This is a genomic window from Methanofollis sp. W23 (genome assembly GCF_017875325.1).
Lineage (GTDB): Archaea > Halobacteriota > Methanomicrobia > Methanomicrobiales > Methanofollaceae > Methanofollis.
This window is the reverse complement of record NZ_JAGGMN010000001.1, coordinates 2,841,229-2,862,242: the sequence shown is the minus strand read 5'-3', so window position 1 is coordinate 2,862,242 and position 21,014 is coordinate 2,841,229. Positions and strand designations below refer to the sequence as shown.

20 protein-coding genes are annotated in these 21,014 nt (G+C 57.4%); 16 read left to right on the top strand and 4 right to left on the bottom strand.

Features of this window, described 5'->3' with window-relative positions; genetic code table 11:
• Positions 1-352 precede the first annotated feature (352 nt).
• The 9 genes from J2129_RS12570 to J2129_RS12530 all read left to right on the top strand — a co-directional run bounded on the left by J2129_RS12570 (position 353) and on the right by J2129_RS12530 (position 9,949).
• Positions 353-1,735 carry a DHH family phosphoesterase gene (locus J2129_RS12570; RefSeq protein WP_209631183.1) on the top strand — a complete coding sequence of 461 codons (1,383 nt, stop codon included), beginning with the start codon at positions 353-355 and terminating at the stop codon, positions 1,733-1,735.
• A 647-nt stretch (positions 1,736-2,382) separates the two neighbouring features.
• Positions 2,383-2,856: a PUA domain-containing protein gene (locus tag J2129_RS12565; RefSeq protein WP_348632327.1), complete on the top strand. Its 474-nt coding sequence runs from the start codon at positions 2,383-2,385 to the stop codon at positions 2,854-2,856.
• 2 nt (positions 2,857-2,858) lie between these two features.
• Positions 2,859-3,203, top strand: a complete 345-nt coding sequence (locus J2129_RS12560) for a nascent polypeptide-associated complex protein (protein WP_209631182.1) — start codon at positions 2,859-2,861, stop codon at positions 3,201-3,203.
• Positions 3,200-3,931, top strand: coding sequence for a methyltransferase domain-containing protein (locus J2129_RS12555; RefSeq protein WP_209631181.1), 732 nt, complete (start codon positions 3,200-3,202; stop codon positions 3,929-3,931). Before J2129_RS12560 ends, J2129_RS12555 begins: the two co-directional genes overlap by 4 nt.
• Position 3,932: 1 nt before the next feature.
• Complete coding sequence (gene pyrB / locus J2129_RS12550; RefSeq protein ID WP_209631180.1) at positions 3,933-4,832, top strand: aspartate carbamoyltransferase; 900 nt, start codon at positions 3,933-3,935, stop codon at positions 4,830-4,832.
• On the top strand, positions 4,829-5,293 hold the full coding sequence (gene pyrI, locus J2129_RS12545; RefSeq protein WP_209631179.1) for an aspartate carbamoyltransferase regulatory subunit: 465 nt from the start codon (positions 4,829-4,831) through the stop codon (positions 5,291-5,293). The genes pyrB and pyrI overlap by 4 nt, the downstream gene beginning before the upstream one ends.
• A gap of 1,397 nt (positions 5,294-6,690) precedes the next feature.
• Complete coding sequence (locus J2129_RS12540; RefSeq protein ID WP_209631178.1) at positions 6,691-8,025, top strand: hypothetical protein; 1,335 nt, start codon at positions 6,691-6,693, stop codon at positions 8,023-8,025.
• Complete coding sequence (locus tag J2129_RS12535; RefSeq protein WP_209631177.1) at positions 7,976-8,794, top strand: carboxypeptidase regulatory-like domain-containing protein; 819 nt, start codon at positions 7,976-7,978, stop codon at positions 8,792-8,794. Before J2129_RS12540 ends, J2129_RS12535 begins: the two co-directional genes overlap by 50 nt.
• Before the next feature lie 150 nt (positions 8,795-8,944).
• Positions 8,945-9,949 carry a cytochrome c biogenesis protein CcdA gene (locus tag J2129_RS12530; RefSeq protein ID WP_209631176.1) on the top strand — a complete coding sequence of 335 codons (1,005 nt, stop codon included), beginning with the start codon at positions 8,945-8,947 and terminating at the stop codon, positions 9,947-9,949.
• Between the two features lie 455 nt (positions 9,950-10,404).
• Here J2129_RS12530 and J2129_RS12525 read toward each other — a convergent pair whose 3' ends face one another.
• Complete coding sequence (locus J2129_RS12525; RefSeq protein ID WP_209631175.1) at positions 10,405-12,030, bottom strand: M56 family metallopeptidase; 1,626 nt, start codon at positions 12,028-12,030, stop codon at positions 10,405-10,407.
• A 10-nt stretch (positions 12,031-12,040) separates the two neighbouring features.
• Positions 12,041-12,400: a BlaI/MecI/CopY family transcriptional regulator gene (locus tag J2129_RS12520; protein ID WP_209631174.1), complete on the bottom strand. Its 360-nt coding sequence runs from the start codon at positions 12,398-12,400 to the stop codon at positions 12,041-12,043.
• Between the two features lie 1,367 nt (positions 12,401-13,767).
• Between J2129_RS12520 and J2129_RS13075 the strand changes: the two genes are divergently transcribed.
• The 3 genes from J2129_RS13075 to J2129_RS12505 all read left to right on the top strand — a co-directional run bounded on the left by J2129_RS13075 (position 13,768) and on the right by J2129_RS12505 (position 15,231).
• Positions 13,768-13,977, top strand: a complete 210-nt coding sequence (locus J2129_RS13075; protein WP_245320781.1) for a DUF4258 domain-containing protein — start codon at positions 13,768-13,770, stop codon at positions 13,975-13,977.
• Positions 13,974-14,219 (top strand): type II toxin-antitoxin system MqsA family antitoxin, encoded by a 246-nt coding sequence (locus tag J2129_RS12510; RefSeq protein WP_209631173.1) that lies wholly within the window; start codon positions 13,974-13,976, stop codon positions 14,217-14,219. The genes J2129_RS13075 and J2129_RS12510 overlap by 4 nt, the downstream gene beginning before the upstream one ends.
• 337 nt (positions 14,220-14,556) lie before the next feature.
• On the top strand, positions 14,557-15,231 hold the full coding sequence (locus J2129_RS12505; RefSeq protein ID WP_245320780.1) for a hypothetical protein: 675 nt from the start codon (positions 14,557-14,559) through the stop codon (positions 15,229-15,231).
• Between the two features lie 15 nt (positions 15,232-15,246).
• Here the strand turns inward: J2129_RS12505 and J2129_RS12500 are convergent, their stop codons facing one another.
• The gene (locus J2129_RS12500) at positions 15,247-15,714 is read right to left on the bottom strand and encodes a phosphopantetheine adenylyltransferase (RefSeq protein WP_209631171.1); all 468 of its coding nucleotides are present in this window, start codon (positions 15,712-15,714) and stop codon (positions 15,247-15,249) included.
• Between the two features lie 30 nt (positions 15,715-15,744).
• Between J2129_RS12500 and J2129_RS12495 the strand changes: the two genes are divergently transcribed.
• From J2129_RS12495 to J2129_RS12480, 4 genes are read left to right on the top strand one after another with little or no spacing between them, the layout of a single operon-like run.
• A complete protein-coding gene (locus J2129_RS12495; RefSeq protein WP_209631170.1) occupies positions 15,745-16,236 on the top strand; it encodes a gamma carbonic anhydrase family protein in 492 nt (163 codons plus the stop codon).
• Positions 16,229-17,512 carry a CoB--CoM heterodisulfide reductase iron-sulfur subunit A family protein gene (locus J2129_RS12490; RefSeq protein WP_209631169.1) on the top strand — a complete coding sequence of 428 codons (1,284 nt, stop codon included), beginning with the start codon at positions 16,229-16,231 and terminating at the stop codon, positions 17,510-17,512. The genes J2129_RS12495 and J2129_RS12490 overlap by 8 nt, the downstream gene beginning before the upstream one ends.
• Positions 17,509-18,519 carry an S-methyl-5-thioribose-1-phosphate isomerase gene (gene mtnA / locus J2129_RS12485; RefSeq protein ID WP_209631168.1) on the top strand — a complete coding sequence of 337 codons (1,011 nt, stop codon included), beginning with the start codon at positions 17,509-17,511 and terminating at the stop codon, positions 18,517-18,519. The genes J2129_RS12490 and mtnA overlap by 4 nt, the downstream gene beginning before the upstream one ends.
• 33 nt (positions 18,520-18,552) lie before the next feature.
• Entirely contained in the window at positions 18,553-19,248 is a 696-nt protein-coding gene (locus J2129_RS12480; protein WP_348632326.1) for a DUF116 domain-containing protein, read from the top strand.
• A 1,229-nt stretch (positions 19,249-20,477) separates the two neighbouring features.
• Here J2129_RS12480 and J2129_RS12475 read toward each other — a convergent pair.
• The gene (locus J2129_RS12475; RefSeq protein WP_209631167.1) at positions 20,478-20,888 is read right to left on the bottom strand and encodes a polymer-forming cytoskeletal protein; all 411 of its coding nucleotides are present in this window, start codon (positions 20,886-20,888) and stop codon (positions 20,478-20,480) included.
• Between the last annotated feature and the right edge of the window lie 126 nt (positions 20,889-21,014).

The window sequence follows — 21,014 nt, the reverse complement described above, 5'->3', positions numbered from 1 at the left end:
ATGACCCTTCTCCTCGCGAGAGGGCACCAGGCGGGAACATTGAATCTGGCCGCCCCCACCTATCCTCACTCCGTGGGGGGTCCGGGGGGCACTCGCCACCCGGCGCGAGACGACGGTGAAGATCCTGTGATCGGGGGCGGCACGTCCGATCATCACATCTCCAGTCTCAGGAATTCAGATCTCACGCCTTCCCACATCAATCGCGCCTGGGGCAGGGCCCCCAGAACCCCGGGGACAGCGATCGGGCCGAGACGGCACCATCGATGAATCTGAGGAGGTGTCGTCCCCAGATTTTCCCGCCACCGCCCTTCACCCGATGCATTATATGACAGCGACAAGGTACATACAGTCCATGAGTCTTGAGGGCGAGGTGCGCGAAGCTGCAGACACGATCCTGGACGCCGACGAAGTAACGGTCATCTCCCATATCGACGCCGACGGGATCACCAGCCTCTCGGTGCTGATGCAGGCCATCACCCGTGCCGGGGTGAAGGCGACCCCGGTCTTTCTCAGGCAGCTCGAACCCTTGATGATGCACCGCGTGCCCCAGGACGACACCCTCAAGGTCTTTTCAGACTTCGGGGCAGGCCAGCAGCACCTCCTCGAAGAGCACGGACTCTCGACAGACGAGGTGGTGATCGTCGACCACCACGTCTCGCAGGAATCCAATACCCCCTATCTCCAGGTGAACGCCCTCCCGTACGGCCACTCCAAGTTCTCGGCCGCAGGGGCGGCGTACCTCGTCGCCAGGGCGATCGATGCCGACAACCGCGACCTGGCCAAACTCGCAGTCATCGGGAATGTCGGGGACATGATGGCCAGGGAAGACTGCGGGCTCATCGGTCCGGCGAGGGCGATCGCCGCGGACGGGATCGAGTACGGGAACGTGACCGCCCGCCGCGACCTCAATGTCTTCGGGATCTCCACCAGGCCCCTTCACATCTGCCTTGCCTACAGCAACGAGACCAGGGTGCCTGGCGTGACCGGCAACCCCAGGGGCGCCCGCCGGCTCCTGGAACGCCACGGGATCCAGACCAGGACCGGGAACGGCAAGTGGCGGGTCTGGGAAGACCTTGACGAGGGCGAGCGCCGGACCGTCACCTCGGTCCTGGCCGAGCAGGTCGTCGCCGCCGGCGGGGACGTCGACAAACTCACCGCCGAACTCTACCTCTTCCCTGACGAGACCCCGCACACCCCCCTGCGAAACGCCGCCGAGTTCTCCACCCTCCTCAATGCCTGCGGGCGCTGGGCCAGGCCAGAGGTCGGGGCCACCGTCTGCGCCGGTGACCGGGGCGTCGCCTTCAGGGAGGCCGAGCACATGCTCACCCACCACCGGGCGGCGATCAAGGACCTGATGCACTACATCCTGAGGACCGGGGTGGAAGAACGCAGCGCCGTCCAGTACATCCACGTGGGCGACCGCTTCCCTGACACCGTCGTCGGGATCGGCGCCGGGATGGCCCTCTCCAAACTGCACTCAGACAAACCGATCCTGGTGATGTGCTCGCTCCCCGAAGACCCCTCCCTCACCAAGGTCTCGATGCGGGCGACCGACCAGATGGTCGAGGCCGGGGTCGACCTCCAGGCGGCGCTCGTCGAGGCGACCGCACCCTTCAACGGTGCGGGCGGCGGCCATGCCATCGCCGCAGGGGCCTTCATCCCAAAGGAAGCCGAGGAGGAGTTTGTCGGCCTGGTCGACGCCTGCATCGGGCGGCAGTGCGACCGGCGAGAGTGAACGCCCCTCGCCATCGAGTGACTTTCAATTTTTCGAGACACGGAGCTACAGCGAGTTCGAGAATGTCTCTGAGCAAAAATTCTACGATGAACCTGACCGACGTGCCTTCCCATCATTTCTTGCCAGAGACCCTATCAAAGACCTATCAGTCTTCGAACATATCCCAAAACTCTCTGGAAGTAAACCTTCTCATCGAACCAGAGTGCTCCCTTCCAGAAATTCTAAATCCTTTCCTCGACCGGGGGGCGGCACGCCCCCCGGACCCCCCTGCGGCACGATAGAACGAGGACAGCATCCCCTTCGTCATGGTCATCGATTCTGCCTTCCCGTTCCCATCGCCATCCCGGGGGTCCGGGGGCAGCGCCCCCGGCGGGGGGAGGGGGAAGGCGACAGATGCATGGGTGCGCGATGAAAAAACTGGGATCTCTTCATTGTCATCCACTGTTCTCAATCGGTGAGGAGGAGGACCAGTGAGTTTTGGGATGACCTCCCTGCCTGTGCCATCCTATCCCCGCCAGAACAGATGGCGACACCCTGCTCTCCCATCTCCATCCCCACATGTTAAATCCACCTGACACCCAAGTACTGACCGACCAGCCCCTGCGGGGGCAGAGACGGCAGGACCCGCAAACAGGAGTCTGTGTGTTGTGACAGGAAGATCAGGAGCGCGCGCGCTGGAGCAGGTTCGGGCCATCGCCGACTTCCAGTTCGGACGCGGAGCAGGCGAGGCCCTCTTCCCTGAAGGGTGCCGGTTCGTCAGGTCCAGGACCAGGCGGATCAGACAGGTGATGCTGGACAAGAAACGGCTTGTCACCCTCAGGGCCCAGGACGGACGGTTCACCCTCGGGATCGAAGGAGCACGGCGGCTCAAAACCGGCATCCAGGCCCCGGCCTATCGGGTCGTGATGATGGAGGACGCCGCCGAGTTCGTGGCGCAGGGGAAGAACGCCTTTGCCAAACACGTCATCGCCGCCGACCCAGGGATCCGCCCGGGCGACGAGGTGCTGGTGGTGCGTGAGGGCGACGACCTCCTCGGGACCGGCGAGGCCGCCCTTTCAGGCGACGAAATGATGGCATTTGATTATGGAGTAGCGGTAAAGGTACGGAAAGGAGGGAAGTAAACGTGTTTCCAGGCGGAAAGATCAATCCAAGAAAGATGAAACAGATGATGAGACAGCTCGGCATGCAGATGGAGACGCTTGAGGACGTCAAGCGGGTCGTCATCGAGACCGAGAAAGGGAACTATGTCTTCGACGAGGCCGAGGTCGTGGCCACGCTCATGCAGGGGACCACCACCTACCAGATCAATGGCGAGGCGCGGTTCGAGCCTGCGGCCATCGAGATCCCTGACGAAGACGTCAAACTGGTGATGGCACAGACCAACGCCTCTGCAGAAGCCGCACTTGAGGCACTCACCGCCACCAACGGCGATATCGCCGAGGCGATCCTGCGGCTGACCGGCGCATGATCCAGGCAGGGGAGCGGGTGCTCCTTGTCTCAAGCAAACGGGAGTACTATGTACGCGCCGGCGAGGGCACCCTCTCCACCGACCTCGGGATCCTCGACCTGGCCACCCTGGTCGGGGCGGCGCCCGGGAGCACCGCCGCCACCCACCTCGGGCACGAGTTCACGGTGCGGCGGCCACGCGCCACCGACTTCTTCACCCATGCCTCCAGGACCGGGGCCCCGATGCTCCCCAAGGACATCGGGATGGTCATCGCCTATACCGGAATGAGCAAGAACGACCGTGTCCTGGACGCGGGGACCGGGAGCGGGATCGCCGCGATCTATTTTGGCGGGATCGCCCGGACGGTGGTCACCTGCGAGGTGAGGCCTGAGTTTGCAAAGCGGGCCGAGAAGAACATCCAGGATGCCGGGCTTGAGAACGTCGAGGTGCGGGCCTGCGACGTCCTCGAAGTGGAGGGCGAGGCGTGCTTCGAGATCGTCCACCTCGACCTTCCGGTCACGGCCGAGCATGTCGCCCGCGCCCACGCCCTCCTGGTCTCTGGCGGTTACCTTGCCTGCTACACCCCCTTCATCGAGGGGATGAGGGCGGCCTATGACGCCGCCGCAACGCTCTTCTCAGAGGTGCACACCTATGAGTGCATGGAGCGCGAGATGACGCGGGGCAAACGCGGCACACGACCGTCGACGCGGGTCGGACACTCTGGCTACATCACGATTGCAAGGCGGTAAGATGCGGCAACATATCATCTCAATCAAGGAGTTTGAGAAGGCGGAGATCGACGCCCTCCTCGACCGGGCGGCGGCGATCGATGAGGGGAACTATGACCACAAGGCCCTTGAGGACAGGATCCTCGGGGTGCTCTTCTTCGAGCCCTCGACCAGGACGCGGATGTCGTTTGAGGCGGCGATGGCCAGGCTCGGCGGGGCCTGCATCGACATGGGCGGCGTGGAGGCGAGTTCGGTCGTGAAGGGCGAGACCCTTGCCGACACCATCAGGGTGGTGAGCGGGTATGCCGACGCCATCGTGCTCCGCCACCCCAAGGAAGGGGCGGCCCAACTGGCCAGCGAGTTTGCCTCGGTCCCGGTCCTGAATGCCGGCGACGGCGCAGGGCAGCACCCGTCCCAGACACTCATCGACCTGTACACGATCAGGCAGGCGATGCCGCTCGAAGGGATCGATGTGGGGCTCCTCGGCGACCTGCGCTACGGGCGGACGGCCCACTCGCTCGCCTACGCCCTCACGCAGTACGACGTCACCATCCACACCCTCGCCCCCGAGGGCCTGGAGATGCCCCCCAACGTCGTCGAGGAACTGCGCGAGCGGGGCGTCGAGATCGTGGTCCACGACGAGATCAAGGAGTTCACGCGGGGCCTCGACGTGATGTACGTCACCAGGATCCAGCGCGAGCGTTTCCCTGACTCGGCCTCGTACTACGCCGTGGCCTCGAGCTACCGGGTCACCCCAGAACTCCTCGCGGGAGCGCGGGAGCAGATGATCGTCCTCCACCCGCTGCCGCGGGTCGACGAGATCGACCCCAGGGTCGACGCCCTCCCGCACGCAAAATATTTCCAGCAGGCAAGGAACGGCGTCCCGATCAGGATGGCCCTCCTCCTGGAGGTGATGAGATGAAAGAGGAACCAGGGGTGCTGTTACAGATCAGTCCGATCAGGAACGGGACAGTGATCGACCACATCACCGCGGGCGAGGCCCTCAATGTCCTCAAGATCCTCGGGATCACCGGGACGACCGACGAGTGCCTCTCCATCGCCACCAATGTGGCAAGCGAGAAGTCGGGCAAGAAGGACATCGTCAAGATCGAGGAGCGCGAACTCTGCGCCGAGGAGGTCGACCGCATCGCCCTCATCGCCCCACATGCCACGATCAACATCATCAGGGACTACCTGGTCTGCGAGAAGATGGGAGTCGAGATCCCGCAGGTGCTCCTGGGCGTGGTCAGGTGCCCGAATCCAGGGTGCATCTCCAACACCAACGAACCGATCAAGAGCAGGTTCGAGGTGACAAAGCGGGGGCTGCACTGTCTGTACTGCGACTGGTACCTGAAGGACGATATCCCCGGGCATATTATCTGAGAGTTTTTTTCTTCTTTTTTTGGCTCTGTAGAATTTTTCATGAGGCGAGAACACGCCTCAAGCATACGGGATGAAAATATCGGATCAGATCTGGATTGATTCTTGACCCTCATCCTTGCGTTCGAGGAGTGAATCAAAGTCGAGCATCATGCCGCCCCCACCTATCTTCGGTCCGTGGGGGGTCCGGGCGGCAACGCCCCCCGGCGCGAGACAGCGGGGAAGATTCTATGATCGGGGCGGCACGTCTGATCATTCTATCACGCCTTCCCACATCTTCGTGCCGGGGGCGCTGCCCCCGGACCCCCGGGATTGCGATTGGGCGGGGAAGGCAAAAGGGAGAATCGTTCATACGGAGTATCTGTCCTCTGCGTATCAGTCTAGAAGGTGTTTGGTGGAGTAAAATCGCCATGCAATCTTGGAGTGATGGTCTTCTGGATCATTTTCATAGTAATTTTTTTCATGAGAGGAAAGCACGCCTCAAGCATATGGGATGAAAATTTCATAGCGCAGGTCTCTGGGTGTGGAAGGATCTTTGATCCTTCTCCTTGTGACAGGGGAACTGGTGTGAACACCGCTCCATCGCCGCCCCCACCTATCTTCGGTCTGTGGGGGGTCCGGGGGCAGAGCCCCCGGCGCGAGATGGCAGGGAAATCTCGTCGATGGGGGCGGCCGATCCATGAGAAGAATTTTCTATCCCCTGTGTATTGGCTTCAACGTGATATGACGAGTTCAAAATCTCATGCAAACTTGAAGAGAGGATCTTCTGGATCATTTTCATGGTAAATCCTCTCTATGACCATCTCTGTGGGAGGCTGGCCGCCCCCCCCCCGCACACACCCTGCCACATGATAGGGTCGAGGACGGCAACGCCCTCGTCATGGTCGCCCATGCCGCCTTCCCTGACCCATGTCATCCCAGGGTTTCGAGGGCTGAGCCTCCGGTGTGGGGCTGTGGGAAGGCGTTTGAATCATACTCGAACCAAGGGTGAGGTATTCTACAGAGCAGATTTTCCTCTTTTTTGTGGTAGGAGGGCGGCGAGGAAGCCGCGAGTGAGCACTCCTTCAGGAGGCAGCACGTCCGATCACCGACCAATCCATCTCGTGTAGGAGCAGAAGATCGAAGACGCACAAGAGAATGTTATCACACCAACGGGCTACCGAGAGATCCGGGAAATCAGCATGTACATTTTTTAGGTCATACATGTCCGTTAGGGCGAGCGAAATCCCGACGACAATTAGACGATCGTGCGAGAAACTACATATATTAATACAAATATATTTGACGCCGTGGAGGCCGATTCGGTCCCCCAGTAGGGTTCCGTTGCCAATGTCTAGGTGCTGACGGACCCCCACACTGCCCGGAGGCAAAGGGAATGTACGCGTCTCCTCTACTTAAGCGTGTACGTCTGCCTCTGGGAGAGAATGGAGGAAAGACACATGGTAAAAAGAATTGGAACGCGGGCATTCTCCATGCTCCTAGCAGTAGTGCTGGTGAGCGTGACGATGGTGCCGTTAGTGAGCGCCAGCGACGAAAAATGTGAGAAAACAAACATCATCGGTATCGATGTGCCCGTACCGGAGCCGGTTGTTGTACCATCGGATGAAAAATTACAGTCCCTCAGGGAAAAAGACGATGGAGTGATCATCGAGAGTACAATAACCTACCTGACCTATTGGAACGAAAAGATGAAATGGGACTTATCCGAGGAAGAGATCAAGAGATATTCCCAACACCTTGAAGAAAAAGTACTGGTCAGGTATTATGATGTGGACGATGGTTATTACCGCATACATGATCTGGACATCTTTGGCAAAGAATTAGGCTCCGTTCTAGGGCTCAATACTGAGCAAACCGTAGCTTTTGTCCAGACGCACAGAGAACAACTTGCGAAGGATCATCAGAACTATCACTGTGACTTCTTCCCACCCGATAACCAGATCAAGCATTACATTTCTCCCAGTACTCGGTCAGCACCCTACGCACATGGAAAGATGTACTACCTTTACATTATCACGAATTTCCAGACTCAAAGCAGTGACGGAGCATGGACCACCACACATCAAGATGACGCACTGGATGATGCATATTATGGGACACATGAAATAAGACAACAAGCGCCTTCAGGTGCTAATGCTGTCAACGAAGGCGGGATTTATACTGTAACTGTTTCTGGAGCAAATACTGGTGATAATAGCGATGCCTGGGGAGTAAATGGGTGGATGGAAGAAGCGGCAAGTAATATTGGCTATTCTGATAGCAACGGTGATGGACGAACGACAGATGACATGGCGAGATCGATCAAAAGTTGGTCTGGAGCAGATACGGTTATACTCTTGTATTTGACCCATGACGATATGGGTGGCTATGCGGTAGGCCCGGATCAGGGTTATGCAGACAGAACCGCACTTTCATACTGGGGTAAGGCAGACTGGGGAAGGTTCAATTCGGTTCCCGGGAGTTATGAGCATGAATCATTACACCTCTATGGTGCCCTCGACGAATATGAGGCACCTGGGACGTTCTGCGGCCAGTCTAGTATTCTTGCTGTCAGCCCGATGCACGATATGTACACCAATACAAATCATGTCTCATGTTCTTCTTCAACCAACAGCGTTATGAGATATTTATACAACACATCAACAATCAGTACGTCCACCAGGCGGTTCATCGGTTGGGGTGATTATGACAATGACGGAACTCTTGATCCGATCGACGCCACGCCGTGGGGTTGATCCCCCCCTCTTTTTTGGACAGGGATCGGCAATGCATATACCCCCGGTTATTGTCATACTGATGGTCATCACGCTTCCTGCAGTATGCTCCGGTCTTCCCTCTGAACAGACGGCACACCCCGAAGAGCCAATAAATCTCATTGTCACCTCCCCTAGTGAAGGAGATGAGGGCTGGATCGACGTCGTTCCACCTCATGTTGCAGTTGTCGGTGAAGTCTCTGCTCCTTCAGGAATACGGAATGTGGTTGTTCAGAGTAATACAGGAGAAGTTGCGTGCGGGAACGGGACGACATTCGCATGCTCTGTGCCGGTCTCCGCAGGAAAGAACACGATAACTGTCATAGCAACTGATAATCTTGGAAACCGGGCTGAAAAAACCCTGAACGTGACTATCCACATCGGGTTGCCCCCGCCTCCGGCGATCACCGTCTCGGGCAGGGTGACTGATCCGGACAACGGCCCGATCGCCGGTGCATCGATAGAATTCGAGTCGGAATTTACGCTCGACAACGAACCTCTCACGGTGACGAACACCACGGACCAGGACGGCAGGTACCTGATAGAGAACGCACCGGGATACCGGCAGAACATCACCGTCAGGAAAGAGGGGTATAAAGATCTCCATCGTGAAATCGAGTTCGAGAATCTGACGAACGAATGTGATCTGGAGATGGAACCATCAGGTCGGACCGTTCCGGGGTTTGGTCTCCATCTGAGTATCCTTGCCTTACTGGGGACTTTTTTGATCCTTCGGAGCAAGAGGAAATGAAGGCGTGCGCATCATCTTCCGAACCATAGAATAACGCACGCAGAAAAGCCCATCATTTCGTATCATAGAAAGGAATCGAGATGTATTGTCCGATGAATTTGAACCGCCCGGTTCATCGAAATACGCGATTCGTGAACGAGGGACATTAATATGGGCAATAGATTTATTTTCCAGGTTATTGCCGTTGCAGTGATTATCAGTTTCATCGGCTTAATTCCTACCGTCGATGCATCCGTTATTCAATTAGAATATTTTCACGCGCCCCGATGTCTCGAATGCGAAGATACCTCCCCGATAATTTCAGATCTGGAAGAAATATATGGGGAATCATTGAATGTGGAAAAAATTGATGTCAATACACCTGATGGATGGGAACGATGGCATCAATATGGATTTTTCGAAGTTCCCGCGGTGGTCGTGAACAGCACGATCAAAATTCCCCGAGAGGAGATCACCGAAGAGAATGTCAGAGTGGCGATCAGACAATCTCTCTCCGGAACCGAAGAGGAGAGCGGGCCACCTGCAATAAGTTGGAACATCCCGCTTGCATATTCATTGGGCCTCTTCTCCGGCTTTTCACCCTGCCTGATGGCAATATTGGGGTTTATACTGGTATATGTCACCGGTTCTTGCAAAGGTCTGAGAAGCAGTCTCATGAACTCGTTGATATTCGGCATGGGGTTGGTTGCCGCATACATCATCATGGGATGTTGCGTCCTGCTGGTGGGGATATCGCTTGGCAGATTCGGGCCTTATCTATCAGTCGCAGCGGGACTGATCACGATACTCGCGGGGGTTAGCCTGACAGGGTTGATAACGTTCCCGGTGACCACGAACAATTTCATTGATTCCTCGGTACGGAAATATTCAACCTCGCTGGCCGGATTATTCCTCCTGGGCATGCTGTTCTCGATCGTCAAAGCACCGTGTGCCGCACCGATGATCCTCATATTGCTGAGCAAGATCCTGATCGACGGCACGATACAGGACCTCTCGCTCCTATTGATTTTCGGTCTCGGAGTGCTTACGCCGTTTATCGGAATCGGGATCTTCGGAGGATATGTTTCATTGAGTAAGATAAGAGAATACAGAGAAATAATGAAAGTCAGTAGTGGAATTATCCTGATCGGATTCGGAGTCTGGCTGCTCTTCTGAGCTTAGTTGAGGTGTGAAACAAATTGAAGAAAAGGGCGTGAGACTTATTGGTCTTCTCGAAAACGCTCTCACTCGCATCCTCCGGGCCGTCGAAATGAAAGTAGGGCCGAAAAAGCTAAAAAAAGATCCTAAAAACCAGGGTGCCCTCCCCCGATGCTCCGAGGGAACTCCCGACGTGGGAATGTGGGAAGGTTTGAAAAATCATAACGTACCTCCTCCCGGTTGTGAGGAGAAGGATATCTTTCGCGCACTGCCTGCATCTCCCTCTCGTTCAACCCATCAACGATACCCCTACACTTCGCCAGAAAACTCTCTGATAGGGTCCACTCCCGCCCACATACCGACTCGAGGCGGCCCACAACCAGAACACAAGGATAATTTTCCGGGATTGGAACTGCCGTCTCCAGGCTGAAATAACCCTGGATGCCCCTGACGAGAAGAGAAAGAGCAGTTACTTATTCTTTTTCCACTCCAACCAACTTTCCATTTTCGTCATAAATCGTATGAACAATGATTTCACCACCATCAACAGACCGATAGGTAAAAATTCCCCCCCATTTGTTTTCATCTATAAACAACCGTACCATTTGTCCGTTATAATAGACGTTGCCAACGCTGCCTCCTTCTCGTTCTCTGTACTCAATTCCATATCCCTTATACTTGGAAAACCTCTGTGCAACTGATTCATCCTGTCCGGATCCTCCCGATACGTCCGCTACATAGGTGTCCGGTCCAGACGACTTTTTCAAATCAGACAGGTCTCTTTGTTTATATTCCTCTTGGCTATATCTTTCAATTCCTATTAATTCACCAAAAGGATTTTCACTCCCATCTCCATTGTCTATCACGTTTCGCGTTGTATGGACATCAACCGTACCATCAGCGTTAAGGTATTCGTAATAGACAGACGATGCATTATCGTCTAATTCGGCACCATCCCAAAAGTATCTGACGGGCTCTCCATTAAAACACATTTTACCTTTTTCATCAAAAGAGATGCCATATGCACCATATTCAGATAATAAATCCTGCTCAGTAGGGACATTTAGGGTTGTCTGAAAATTATCATTTTCTCCCTCGACCACATATGTGATGCCAGCGGTGTAATCTCCAATTGCGATTCTTGATATGCCTGATGTTGCAAATACTGCTGCAGTACCAACAACAAGCACCAGTGCCAGGACAATACCAAAAGTCGTCGTTTTCTTTGTTTTCATGATGGACACGATCCTTTCTTCAATCGCATTTCTGCTGAAGTTGTTGCATAAAGTAGTCAGTCCGCTTTTCTTTTCCTCCATGGTGATGAGGGTACGAGCATACGCAGATCTCGTCGTCTCACCAAACGTCCGCACGATCGCTTCATCGCAGGCAAGTTCGATATCCCGGTTTGCAAGGACATACATCACCCACACCACAGGATTGAACCAGTGAACGCACAGAGCAGCAGCCAGCAGACTCTTTGCCAGCGTATCAAACCGCATGACGTGCGTGTACTCATGGGCAAGGACATACCGCAACTGACGTTTGTCGGTATAATCCATTGATTTCGGCAACAATACCACCGGCTTGATGATCCCGTATGTCAACGGAGCGGAAATTGTATCTGAACGTTTGACCTGCACAGGTCGCCATGTCGGATGTTCCCGTTGCCACGCAGCCACAAAGTCGCTCTCAACCGGCAACGCCGTCCGGTATTCTCGACGGCATCGTACATGCGTGACGATGAAGAACAGGGCACAGACGAAGATGCCGGCCAACCACACCAGTGTCAGGGGGGAGACGGACAGGGCAGACGATACTGAGGGTGCGGGTGTTTCTGAAGCGATAACAAGAGAGTGAATCCCTTCAGCTGTCGAGATCGGAGTGACAATCTGTTCCGAGAACATACTTCCCACCCGGTCCATCAGCGTATAGACGCTAAACCGCGACGGTATGGAATACGGAACGAGCAAACGGCACACCACAATGCCCCACAGTACCAGAAAGGTAATTTTGGGTAGCCTGAGCAGGAACATCGCACGGACCGCCACGACCACCAGTATGAGGATAGACGCGGAGAGTGTCATACTGAGTATCGACATACCCACCACCTCATTCCAGACTGTTGACGATCTGCTTCAGGTGCTCGATCTCGTCTCTGGACAGGTTCTTGCGCCCTAATATAGAGGCGACAAGTTGGTCGGCAGCACCGTCGTACATCTTCTCGATAAGTTCATCTGTTTCAAATTCCTGTGCGTCTTCCCGCGTGACACGCGGGCGGCACACAAAGTGCGGGTCGATCCTTTGAATCGCTCCTTTCTCCACGCACTTTTTGATGACCGTATAGGTGGTCGTCTTGCTCCAGCCCACCTGCTCTTTCAGGATCTCTGCGATCTGCTTCGCGGTCGTATCCCCCTCTTTCCAGAGGACTTCCATGACCCTCAATTCAGAGTCAAATAATTTGATCGCCATGTGTACGGCTCCCTTGTGGCCGGGGATCGGATGTGGGTATCCCGGATCATTCTACTACAATAGAATGGCAGTACTCTGGGTGTATTTATCAGCTTCGATCTGGCCGCGAGAATGACAAGAGGACTAAGGGCGCGGCTTTCAGAAATCTGTCCCACCTGGGTGATGACCCCGACAAAGGTGATAGCCTGGGGGCCGCAGAACAATGGACCTTACGAGGACGATTGGCTCTTTAGAGATCCTTTTGATAGTTTTGAGGGAGGGGTCGACGCCTCCGCGTTCCCCCACGCAAGCGAGAGGCGGCGGACAGGGCAACACCCCCTTCATGATCATCCATGTGTTGCCTCCCCGACTCCATCGTCATCCTGGGGGACGACCGGAGGAAGTCCAGAAGATCTTTGATCTTCGCATTCCGAGGACTGCGAGCGCGAGCGGGCTTGAGAAATCTCTATTTTCGAGGGAGCCCCCGGTGTGGGGCTGTGGGAACGCCGTTCAGTCGAATCCATCCCAGGAGTAACCGAGGGATTCTCCAGAGCCAGGTCAACAATTTTATCCCGCCACCAGAGATATGAACACCCATAGTCTCAGGGTCATTGAAGGCAAGGACCATTCCGAGTGTTCCCTGTCCCACGCATGGATCGCGTGACCGAAGGAGAGGAGGAGTGATCGCACTCCTCCTCGTCCTCTTTATTTACTGTGCCGGGTGCGTTCAGGAACAGCCCATGAATCCATCTGAATATGACGACAATTCTTCTACAGAACCGATCTCTCGATCAGATGCTGTTATTATTGCTCTTTCTCATCCATGAGTTCCCGAAGCAATCAATAATGTCTCGTTCCAGATCTCGGTCAGAACGCTCGATGCCTCGACGCTCAGTATCTCAGACCCGGATTATCCCAAAGAGTTCTATGTTGTCTCCATCGAGCGTTCCACCATCAACACCGACGAACCACTCGAAACACTCCGTGTCGACGTGACCATGGACGGGCGGATCTATAGAATCCGTCGAATGCCTCCTCGGCCAGAGAATTTTGAGTGAGAGATCATCCTGGAACTCTTTTCAGGGGAAGAGTAGTGCCGCCCCGGACGTGATATGGCGGCAAAGATCCTGTGATAGGGACGGCACATCTGATCCATCACTCGCATCTTCAGGTCTTCTGAACGAGCACCTTCCCGGTCAGATCGCGTCGGCATCTTCCCGCCCAGGATAAAATGAGAACATTTTCGTATCCGCGAGAGAGAGCAGACATACACCGGAGAGAGCATGTGAATCACGACAGAGAAAAGATCACTGCATTGCTTGACCAGGATTCGGTCATCATCTCCCATCACGCCCGGGTCAGGATGTTTGCGCGCAACATCTCCACCGATGATCTCTCTGGTGATCAGGAGCGGCGAGGTGATCGAATCATATCCCGACGATGAGCCCTGCCCGTCCCGGCTCATGCTCGGTTTTATAGGGGACCGTCCCTATCACGTAGTACTCGGGATCTGCACAGACCACCTCAGGGTGATCACCGCCTCCATGCCGGATGACGAACACTGGACCGATACACGAACAAGGAGGAAGAGAGAATGATTCCAGAAAGGTGCACGTTCTGTAAAGGAACCCTGCACGAAGGGAAAACTGAGTTCATCGCGAGGGTCGGAGACAAGATCATCGTCATCAAAGATGTTCCTGCTTACATCTGCGATCGGTGCGGTGAGGCGTATTACCGCGCAGATGTTTCCCGAAAGATCGATGCCGTGATGAGAGATGTCCATAACGGCAGGATCTGCTGCCGTCCGCTCGCGGCAGGCGAGGTCGAACTCACCGGATAAGTTGGAACAGCGACAACGCGTTCACCCTGCCCTTTCGCGAGAAAAAAAGATTTTCCAGGTCTTGTAGAATATTTCATGAGGCGAGCGCCCGCCTCACACATACGCGATGAAAATATCATCTCAGAACTGGATCGATGCTTGACCCTCATCCTCGCGTTCGAGGAGTGAATCGAAGTCGAGCATCGTGCCGCCCCTCGGCTATCTTCGTCGGAGGGGTCCGGGGGTGCAACCCCCGGCGCGATTCAAGATGTGAAGGCATGTGATCTGAAGGCTACGCTGACAGATCAATGCATATAATTCCGCCATGATAGATCCCATTCACAGAGGGTATGAAGAGATGGAGAGAAAAAAGACGAGGAGCATCCTGGCCCTGGTGGTCACCGCCTGCCTCGTCGTCGCGGCGGCCGGCCTCCTCCTCATCGCCCCTGCGTTCGTCGAGACCACACTCTCGGTCAACTCCTACGTGATCGAGGTCACCGGCCTCTCCGGCATTCCTGTGGACGGCACCGCGACGATCATGGTCCCTCTCCCTGTGAATACGGATGGCGAGCAGGTGATGAGCGAGGAGACGTTCGCTGAAGGTCAGGTCGAGGGATGGAACGTGGCGGTACAGGATACCCCCTACGGGAGGATGCTTGCGTTCACGACGACAGAACGCAACGCCTCAGACATCTTCGCCCCCTTCGGAGTCGGAGAGCATGAGACAAAAGAAGAACCACGGCTGTTGGCACCCGTGCTCAGGACGCCAGACAACACGAGCCTCGCCGAATATTGTCAGGTGCCAGACGGGGCCTACACCACCGCCGTCTTCCTCGACGGGCTTGCACCAGGGCCGGAGGACCAGACCCAGGTCTCGTTCAGCCTTGAGTACAGGGGCGGCGGAGGCATGAAACATCTTGTGAAAGAGGATACCTTGACGACGACGGTGAAGACGGTCGTGCCGGTCACCGCCTCAGGGGTTGTCCAGGTCCCTGCCAGGTACCAGGTGATTGCCGGGGGGGTCTATTTCTGAAAGCTAGGGGCGTTTTTATTTATCACGGGGGATCAGTCTCCCGGCATCGTCGATCTCGCCCCTGATGATCCGTGTCGAGGAGATCCACCGCCCGTCCTCGGCAAGGACACAGGCGATCTGGTGGATCTCCACCATCTCCCTCCCCTTGGCACGGCGGAGTTTGTTGATCTCAAGCCCCACAGGAAGCGTCTCCTCTGAGACGACCAGGATATCGAAATCGACATCAAGCGCCGAACCGTAACGGTCGTAGAGAGGCTCCACCTCCCACCTCGCCGTGGTGCCAAGACTCTGAATATATGTTTCCAGCGCCTCCTTCCGCGCCTCGTAGGTCGTGACCGGGTGGCTCTTCCTGCCCGCAAAATTGTCGGATGAAAGCCCCAGGACGACCAGACCGTCAGGGCCCGCGAGTTCGAATGAGCGCGAGATCAGTTTCTTGTGCCCGGCATGAAGGGGTGAGAAGGTCCCCCCGACCATAATCTTCATTGATAGTAATGGGGAAACCCATACTATAATATGAACCACAATCTGCGCATCGGCGACGAGGTGTTCATTGCAGAGAATGCCACGGTACTCGGGGACGTCACCCTCGGCGAGAGAGCGGCGGTCTGGTTCGGCGCCGTCGTGAGGGGCGACCGGGACCGGATCGTCATCGGCGCCGACTCCAACATCCAGGACAACGCCGTCGTCCACGGCAGCACCGGTCACCCGAGCATCATCGGCGAACGGGTCTCGGTCGGGCATGGCGCCATTATCCATGGGTGCACCATCTCAGACGAGGTGCTTGTCGGGATGGGGGCGATCGTGATGAACGGGGCGGTCGTCGGAGAAGGTTCGATCATCGGCGCCGGCGCGGTGGTCACCGAAGGCAAGGTCGTCCCGCCGGGTTCCGTGGTCCTCGGCGTCCCAGGCAAGGTCGTCAAGGAGGTCGACCCTGAGCAGCGCGAGCACATCAGGGAGAATGCACGTGTCTATGTCGAATTGGCCGGGAGGTATAGGCGTGGCTGACGTGGTCGTGGTCGGCGGCGGGATCACCGGGATCCAGGCCGCTCTCGACCTTGCGAATCATGGAGTGAAGGTCCACCTCGTCGAGCGCGAACCGACGATCGGCGGGCATATGGCCATGCTCGACAAGACCTTCCCGACGAACGACTGCTCGATGTGCATCCTCTCCCCCAAGATGGTCGACGTCGAGCGCCACCCGCTCGTCACCCTCCATACCTGCACCGAGGTCGTCGGGGTCGAGGGCGAGGTCGGGGACTTCACGGTCCGCCTCCTCCGCCACCCCCGCTATATCGACGAGAAGGAGTGCAATGGCTGCGGCGACTGCACCGAGGTCTGCCCGGTCGAGGTCTACAACCGGTTCGACGCCGGGATCGGGGTGCGCAAGGCGGTATACAAACCAATGCCCCAGGCCGTCCCGAACATCACGGTGAGGGACGCCGAGCACTGCATCGACTGCGGGCTCTGCTACGAGGCCTGCGGCAAGGACGCCGTGCTCAGGGACGACGAGGACCACGAGGAAGAGACCGAGGTCCATGCCGCCGCGGTGGTGATCACCACGGGCTACGCCACCTTCGACCCTTCGCGGAAGCCCAATCTCCGGTACCTCCAGCTCCCCGACGTCGTGACCAACCTCGAGTTCGAGCGGATGATCAACGCGAGCGGCCCGACGAAGGGCGAACTCCGCCGGCTCTCGAACGGGGCGGTGCCGGAGAGCATCGCCTTCCTCCAGTGCGTGGGGTCGCGGGACATGCAGATCGACCGTCCGTACTGTTCCTGCGTCTGCTGTATGGCGGCGGTCAAGAACGCCATCCTGATCAAGGAGCACCATCCAGGGACCGAGGTGACCGTGCTGTACATGGACCTCAGGGCCTATGGGAAGGGCTACGAGGAATATTTCGAACGGGCCAAGGCGATGGGCGTTCGGTTCCTGCGCGGGATGCCAGGCGAGATCGCCGCCAGGGACGGCGGGCTCGAGTTGATGGTCGAGGACACGGAGAGCGAGGAGGTCGAGTACCTCCACCCAGACCTTGTCATCCTCTCAGTCGGGATGCAGCCCCCGGCAGGGGCCGAGGAACTGGCCGGGCGGCTCGGGATCACCCTGGAGCCGACCGGGTTTGTGCATATCAAGGACGAGAAGATGAACACGGTCTCGACGCTCAGGCCCGGGATCTATGTGGCCGGGACGGCGGTCGCCCCGAAAGATATCCCTGACTGCGTGGCGATGGCCGGGGCGGCGGCGATGCGGGCCTACCAGGACACGCGCAAGGTGGGAGCGTGATCCCGCGGACCATCGCCCGCAAGGGTGAGGGAATCGTCTTTATCGACCAGACTCTCCTCCCTGAACACCTGGAGATGGTGGAGTGTACTGATCTCGAACGCCTGGCGAGGGCGATCAGGCGGCTCGAGGTGCGGGGGGCGCCGGCCCTCGGGATCGCCGGGGCTTACGGGGTCGCCATGGCCGCAATGCAGAGCGAGGCCGCCGAGATGGAAGGGTTCCTCGCCGAGGCCGTCAATGCCGCCGAGTTCCTGAGGGCGACGCGCCCGACTGCGGTGAACCTGGGCTGGGGGATCGACCGGGTGCTCGCCGCCGCCGGGGCGGCAGAATCGGTCGGAGCCGCAAAGGAGGCGGCGGTCGTCGAGGCCGACCGCATCGCCGCCGAGGACGAGGCGACCTGTCGGGCGATCGGGAGCCATGGGGCGGCGCTCATCCCTGACGGCGCACGGGTGCTCACTCACTGCAATGCCGGGGGCCTGGCCTGCTCGACCTGGGGGACGGCGCTCGGGGTCGTCCGCTCGGCGGTCGAGGCCGGCAAAAAAGTCTCGGTCACGGCGTGCGAGACGCGGCCGCTCCTGCAGGGGGGGCGTCTCACCGCCTTCGAACTCGCAGAGGACGGGATCCCGGTGCGGGTGATCACCGATTCGACCGCGGCGTTCCTGATGCGCAAAGGCGAGATCGACTGCGTGGTCGTGGGGGCCGACCGGATCACCCGCGATGTGGCCTTCAACAAGATCGGGACCTACATGCACGCGGTCTGCGCCCGCCACCACGGGATCCCCTTCTATGTGGCGGCGCCGCGCTCGACCTTTGACCAGGTGCTGGGCGAGGACGAGGTGGAGATCGAGGAGCGCGACGAGGAGGAGATCGCGGTCTTCAATGGCAGGCGGACGGTGCGGGAAGGCGTGCGGTGCACCAACTACGCCTTCGACGCCACGCCTCTCGACCTGGTGAGCGGGATCATCACCGAGGAGGGGGTGTTGAGGCCGCCCTTCGATCCGATGCCTTGACCCCGGAATATATAAATTCCCTTCCCATATCTTATGTCAACCATGTTTCTCTCAAGCCCGCTCTGGACGCCGTTGATGACGCTGATCGGCGAGATCACGGTCCTTATCTTCATCGGGATGTTCGTCGGGGCGATTATTGTCATGACCATTGCCACGTTCTCGGTCAGGAACGGAGAGTTTTACTTCCCGCGGTTGATGAAGAGCGGGATGGTCCTGCTTGAGGGAATGATCAAGGGGATCTGCAAGTTCTTCGGGTTCGACGACAAGGACCTGGTCACCTTTTTCATCAGGCTCCACAACACCATGAACATGAAGACGTTCGGGGAGACACCGGTGAAAAAGCGGGCGATCTTCCTGCCCCAGTGCCTGAGGGCAGGGGACTGCCCGGCCCGCCTTACCCCTGAAGGTCTGGTCTGTCGCCGGTGCAAACGGTGCGCCATCGGGTCTGAGATCGATGCATATGAAGCGATGGGCTACCGGGTCTTCATCGTGCCTGGTTCGACATTTATCAAGCGGATGGTAAAGCAGTACCATCCTGAGGCGGTCATCGGGGTCGGGTGCCTGATGGAGATCAAAGAGGGGCTCGAACTCTGCGACCGGATCGGGCTCATCGGGATGGGCGTGGTCACCCTCAAGGACGGGTGCGTCGAGACCGTCCTCGACTGGAACGACCTCACCGAGATCGCAGAGATCGGACTTGGCTCTGAGAGTGTCCCAGGGAATACTTGAAGAAAGGGGGAGGCCTGGTGCCGGGTTTTCATGTGCCTGGCTCTGGCCTGATCAAGATAGATTTCACTTTTCTCGACTCTGTAGAAACGGGCATGAACTCGGGGTTCACGCATACGGGATGAAAATTCTTGTTGGTCTCCAGTGAGTGGATCCTTGTTCCCTCTTCGGAGCAGGACACCACATAGGATCATCACGTCATTGCCGCCCCCGCCTATCCTCGCCGGGGGGGTCCGGGGGGCACTCGCCCCCCGGTGCGAGATTGCAATGAAGAGTCGCAAAGAGGGCGGCACGTTCTGATCATCACGCCTTCCCAAACATCGATGTCGGGGGCAGCGCCCCCGGCGAGATTCATGAGGGAAGGGGGGTGAGGATTTCTACATAGTCCTTTTCTCGACTCTTTTGTTCGTCTTCAAAAATTAGACACGGTCTCCAGGTGCCTCCGGCACCCGAAGCCCTCACCATGAAGATTGGTCGAGGGAGGGACGCGGTCGAAACAATTGGGAGAAGCATCCCCCTTGATCACAGGACAGCGGTCCTCCACCTATCGCCATCGCGGGGGTCCGGGGGCGGCCAGCCCCCGGCGCGAGGGCGTGCGTACATGTAATCAGATCTCATGCTCTCCCTCTCTCTCATCCGATCACTCAAACAACAAGCTTCAGGCGCCTCCGACACCGAAGCCCTTGTCATGAAGATTGGCCAGGGACGGCACCATTCCTTCCATGAATATCAATGAGATCATCCCAGAACTCTCCGCCCCTCCTCCTCACCGATTGATGGCGATGGATGACGATGAAGAGATCCCCACGTGTTCATCGCGCACCCATGCATCTGTCGCCTTCCCCCTCCCCCCGCCGGGGGCGCTGTCCCAGGACCCCAGGGATGGCGATGAGGACGGAAAGGAAGAGTTGAGATCATGAAGATGGGACGCAATCCTCCGCCAATCTTCATCAGCGGGGGTCTGGGGGCGGAGTCCCCCAGCGCGAGGGCAACGGTCTCCAGGTGCCTCCGGCACCCTAAGCCCTCACTATGAAGATTGAACAAGAACGGCACAATTCCCCCCATGAATATCAATGGATCCCTCTCCGGCCCACTCTTCATCCAGAGATCCGGAAGCCGCACCCTGAGCAAGAAACAATAGGAAGGCTGGTGAATCACACGTGTATCAAGAATTGATAAGAGATTCTACAGAGCCAAAAAAAGTACTGATCATTGAGGCAGGGGATCTGCCGCTAATTCCCCATCACCTTCACGTTCTTGCCAGTGAGTTTGGTCGAGGCGATCTTGCCGTAGACATAGATGGTGGCCTCGCTCCTCACCTCGCCGACGTCCGCCCCTGGCCTGAGGATGATGTCCCCCTGGGCATTGACGCCATGGATCTCCGCCCGGTCAGAGATGGTGAGCGTGCCGGCCGACGAGAGCACCCCCTTGATCCGCACCCCTGGACCGATGACCCCTGAGCCGCAGGTGACGTCGTCGCCGACGGTCGAGAGAGGCCCGAGTTCGAGACAGCCGTCGACATCGAGGCGGCCCCAGATATGCGTCTCAGCAGGGACGATAAAATTTCCAGGGATATAGATATTTCCGTCAAAAAAAGATCCTTTTGGTGCAATATAGGTGTCCCCGCGCTGATAGACCTTCATGCTCTCCACACGATCATACCGTGCGAGAGAAGAAAAGGTTTCGGTTTGTTTATATTTTTGAGGAAGAGATCACCAGCCGGTATAAATTATTTTTCACCCGCCTGTCCACATTGCGGGACTGGATCG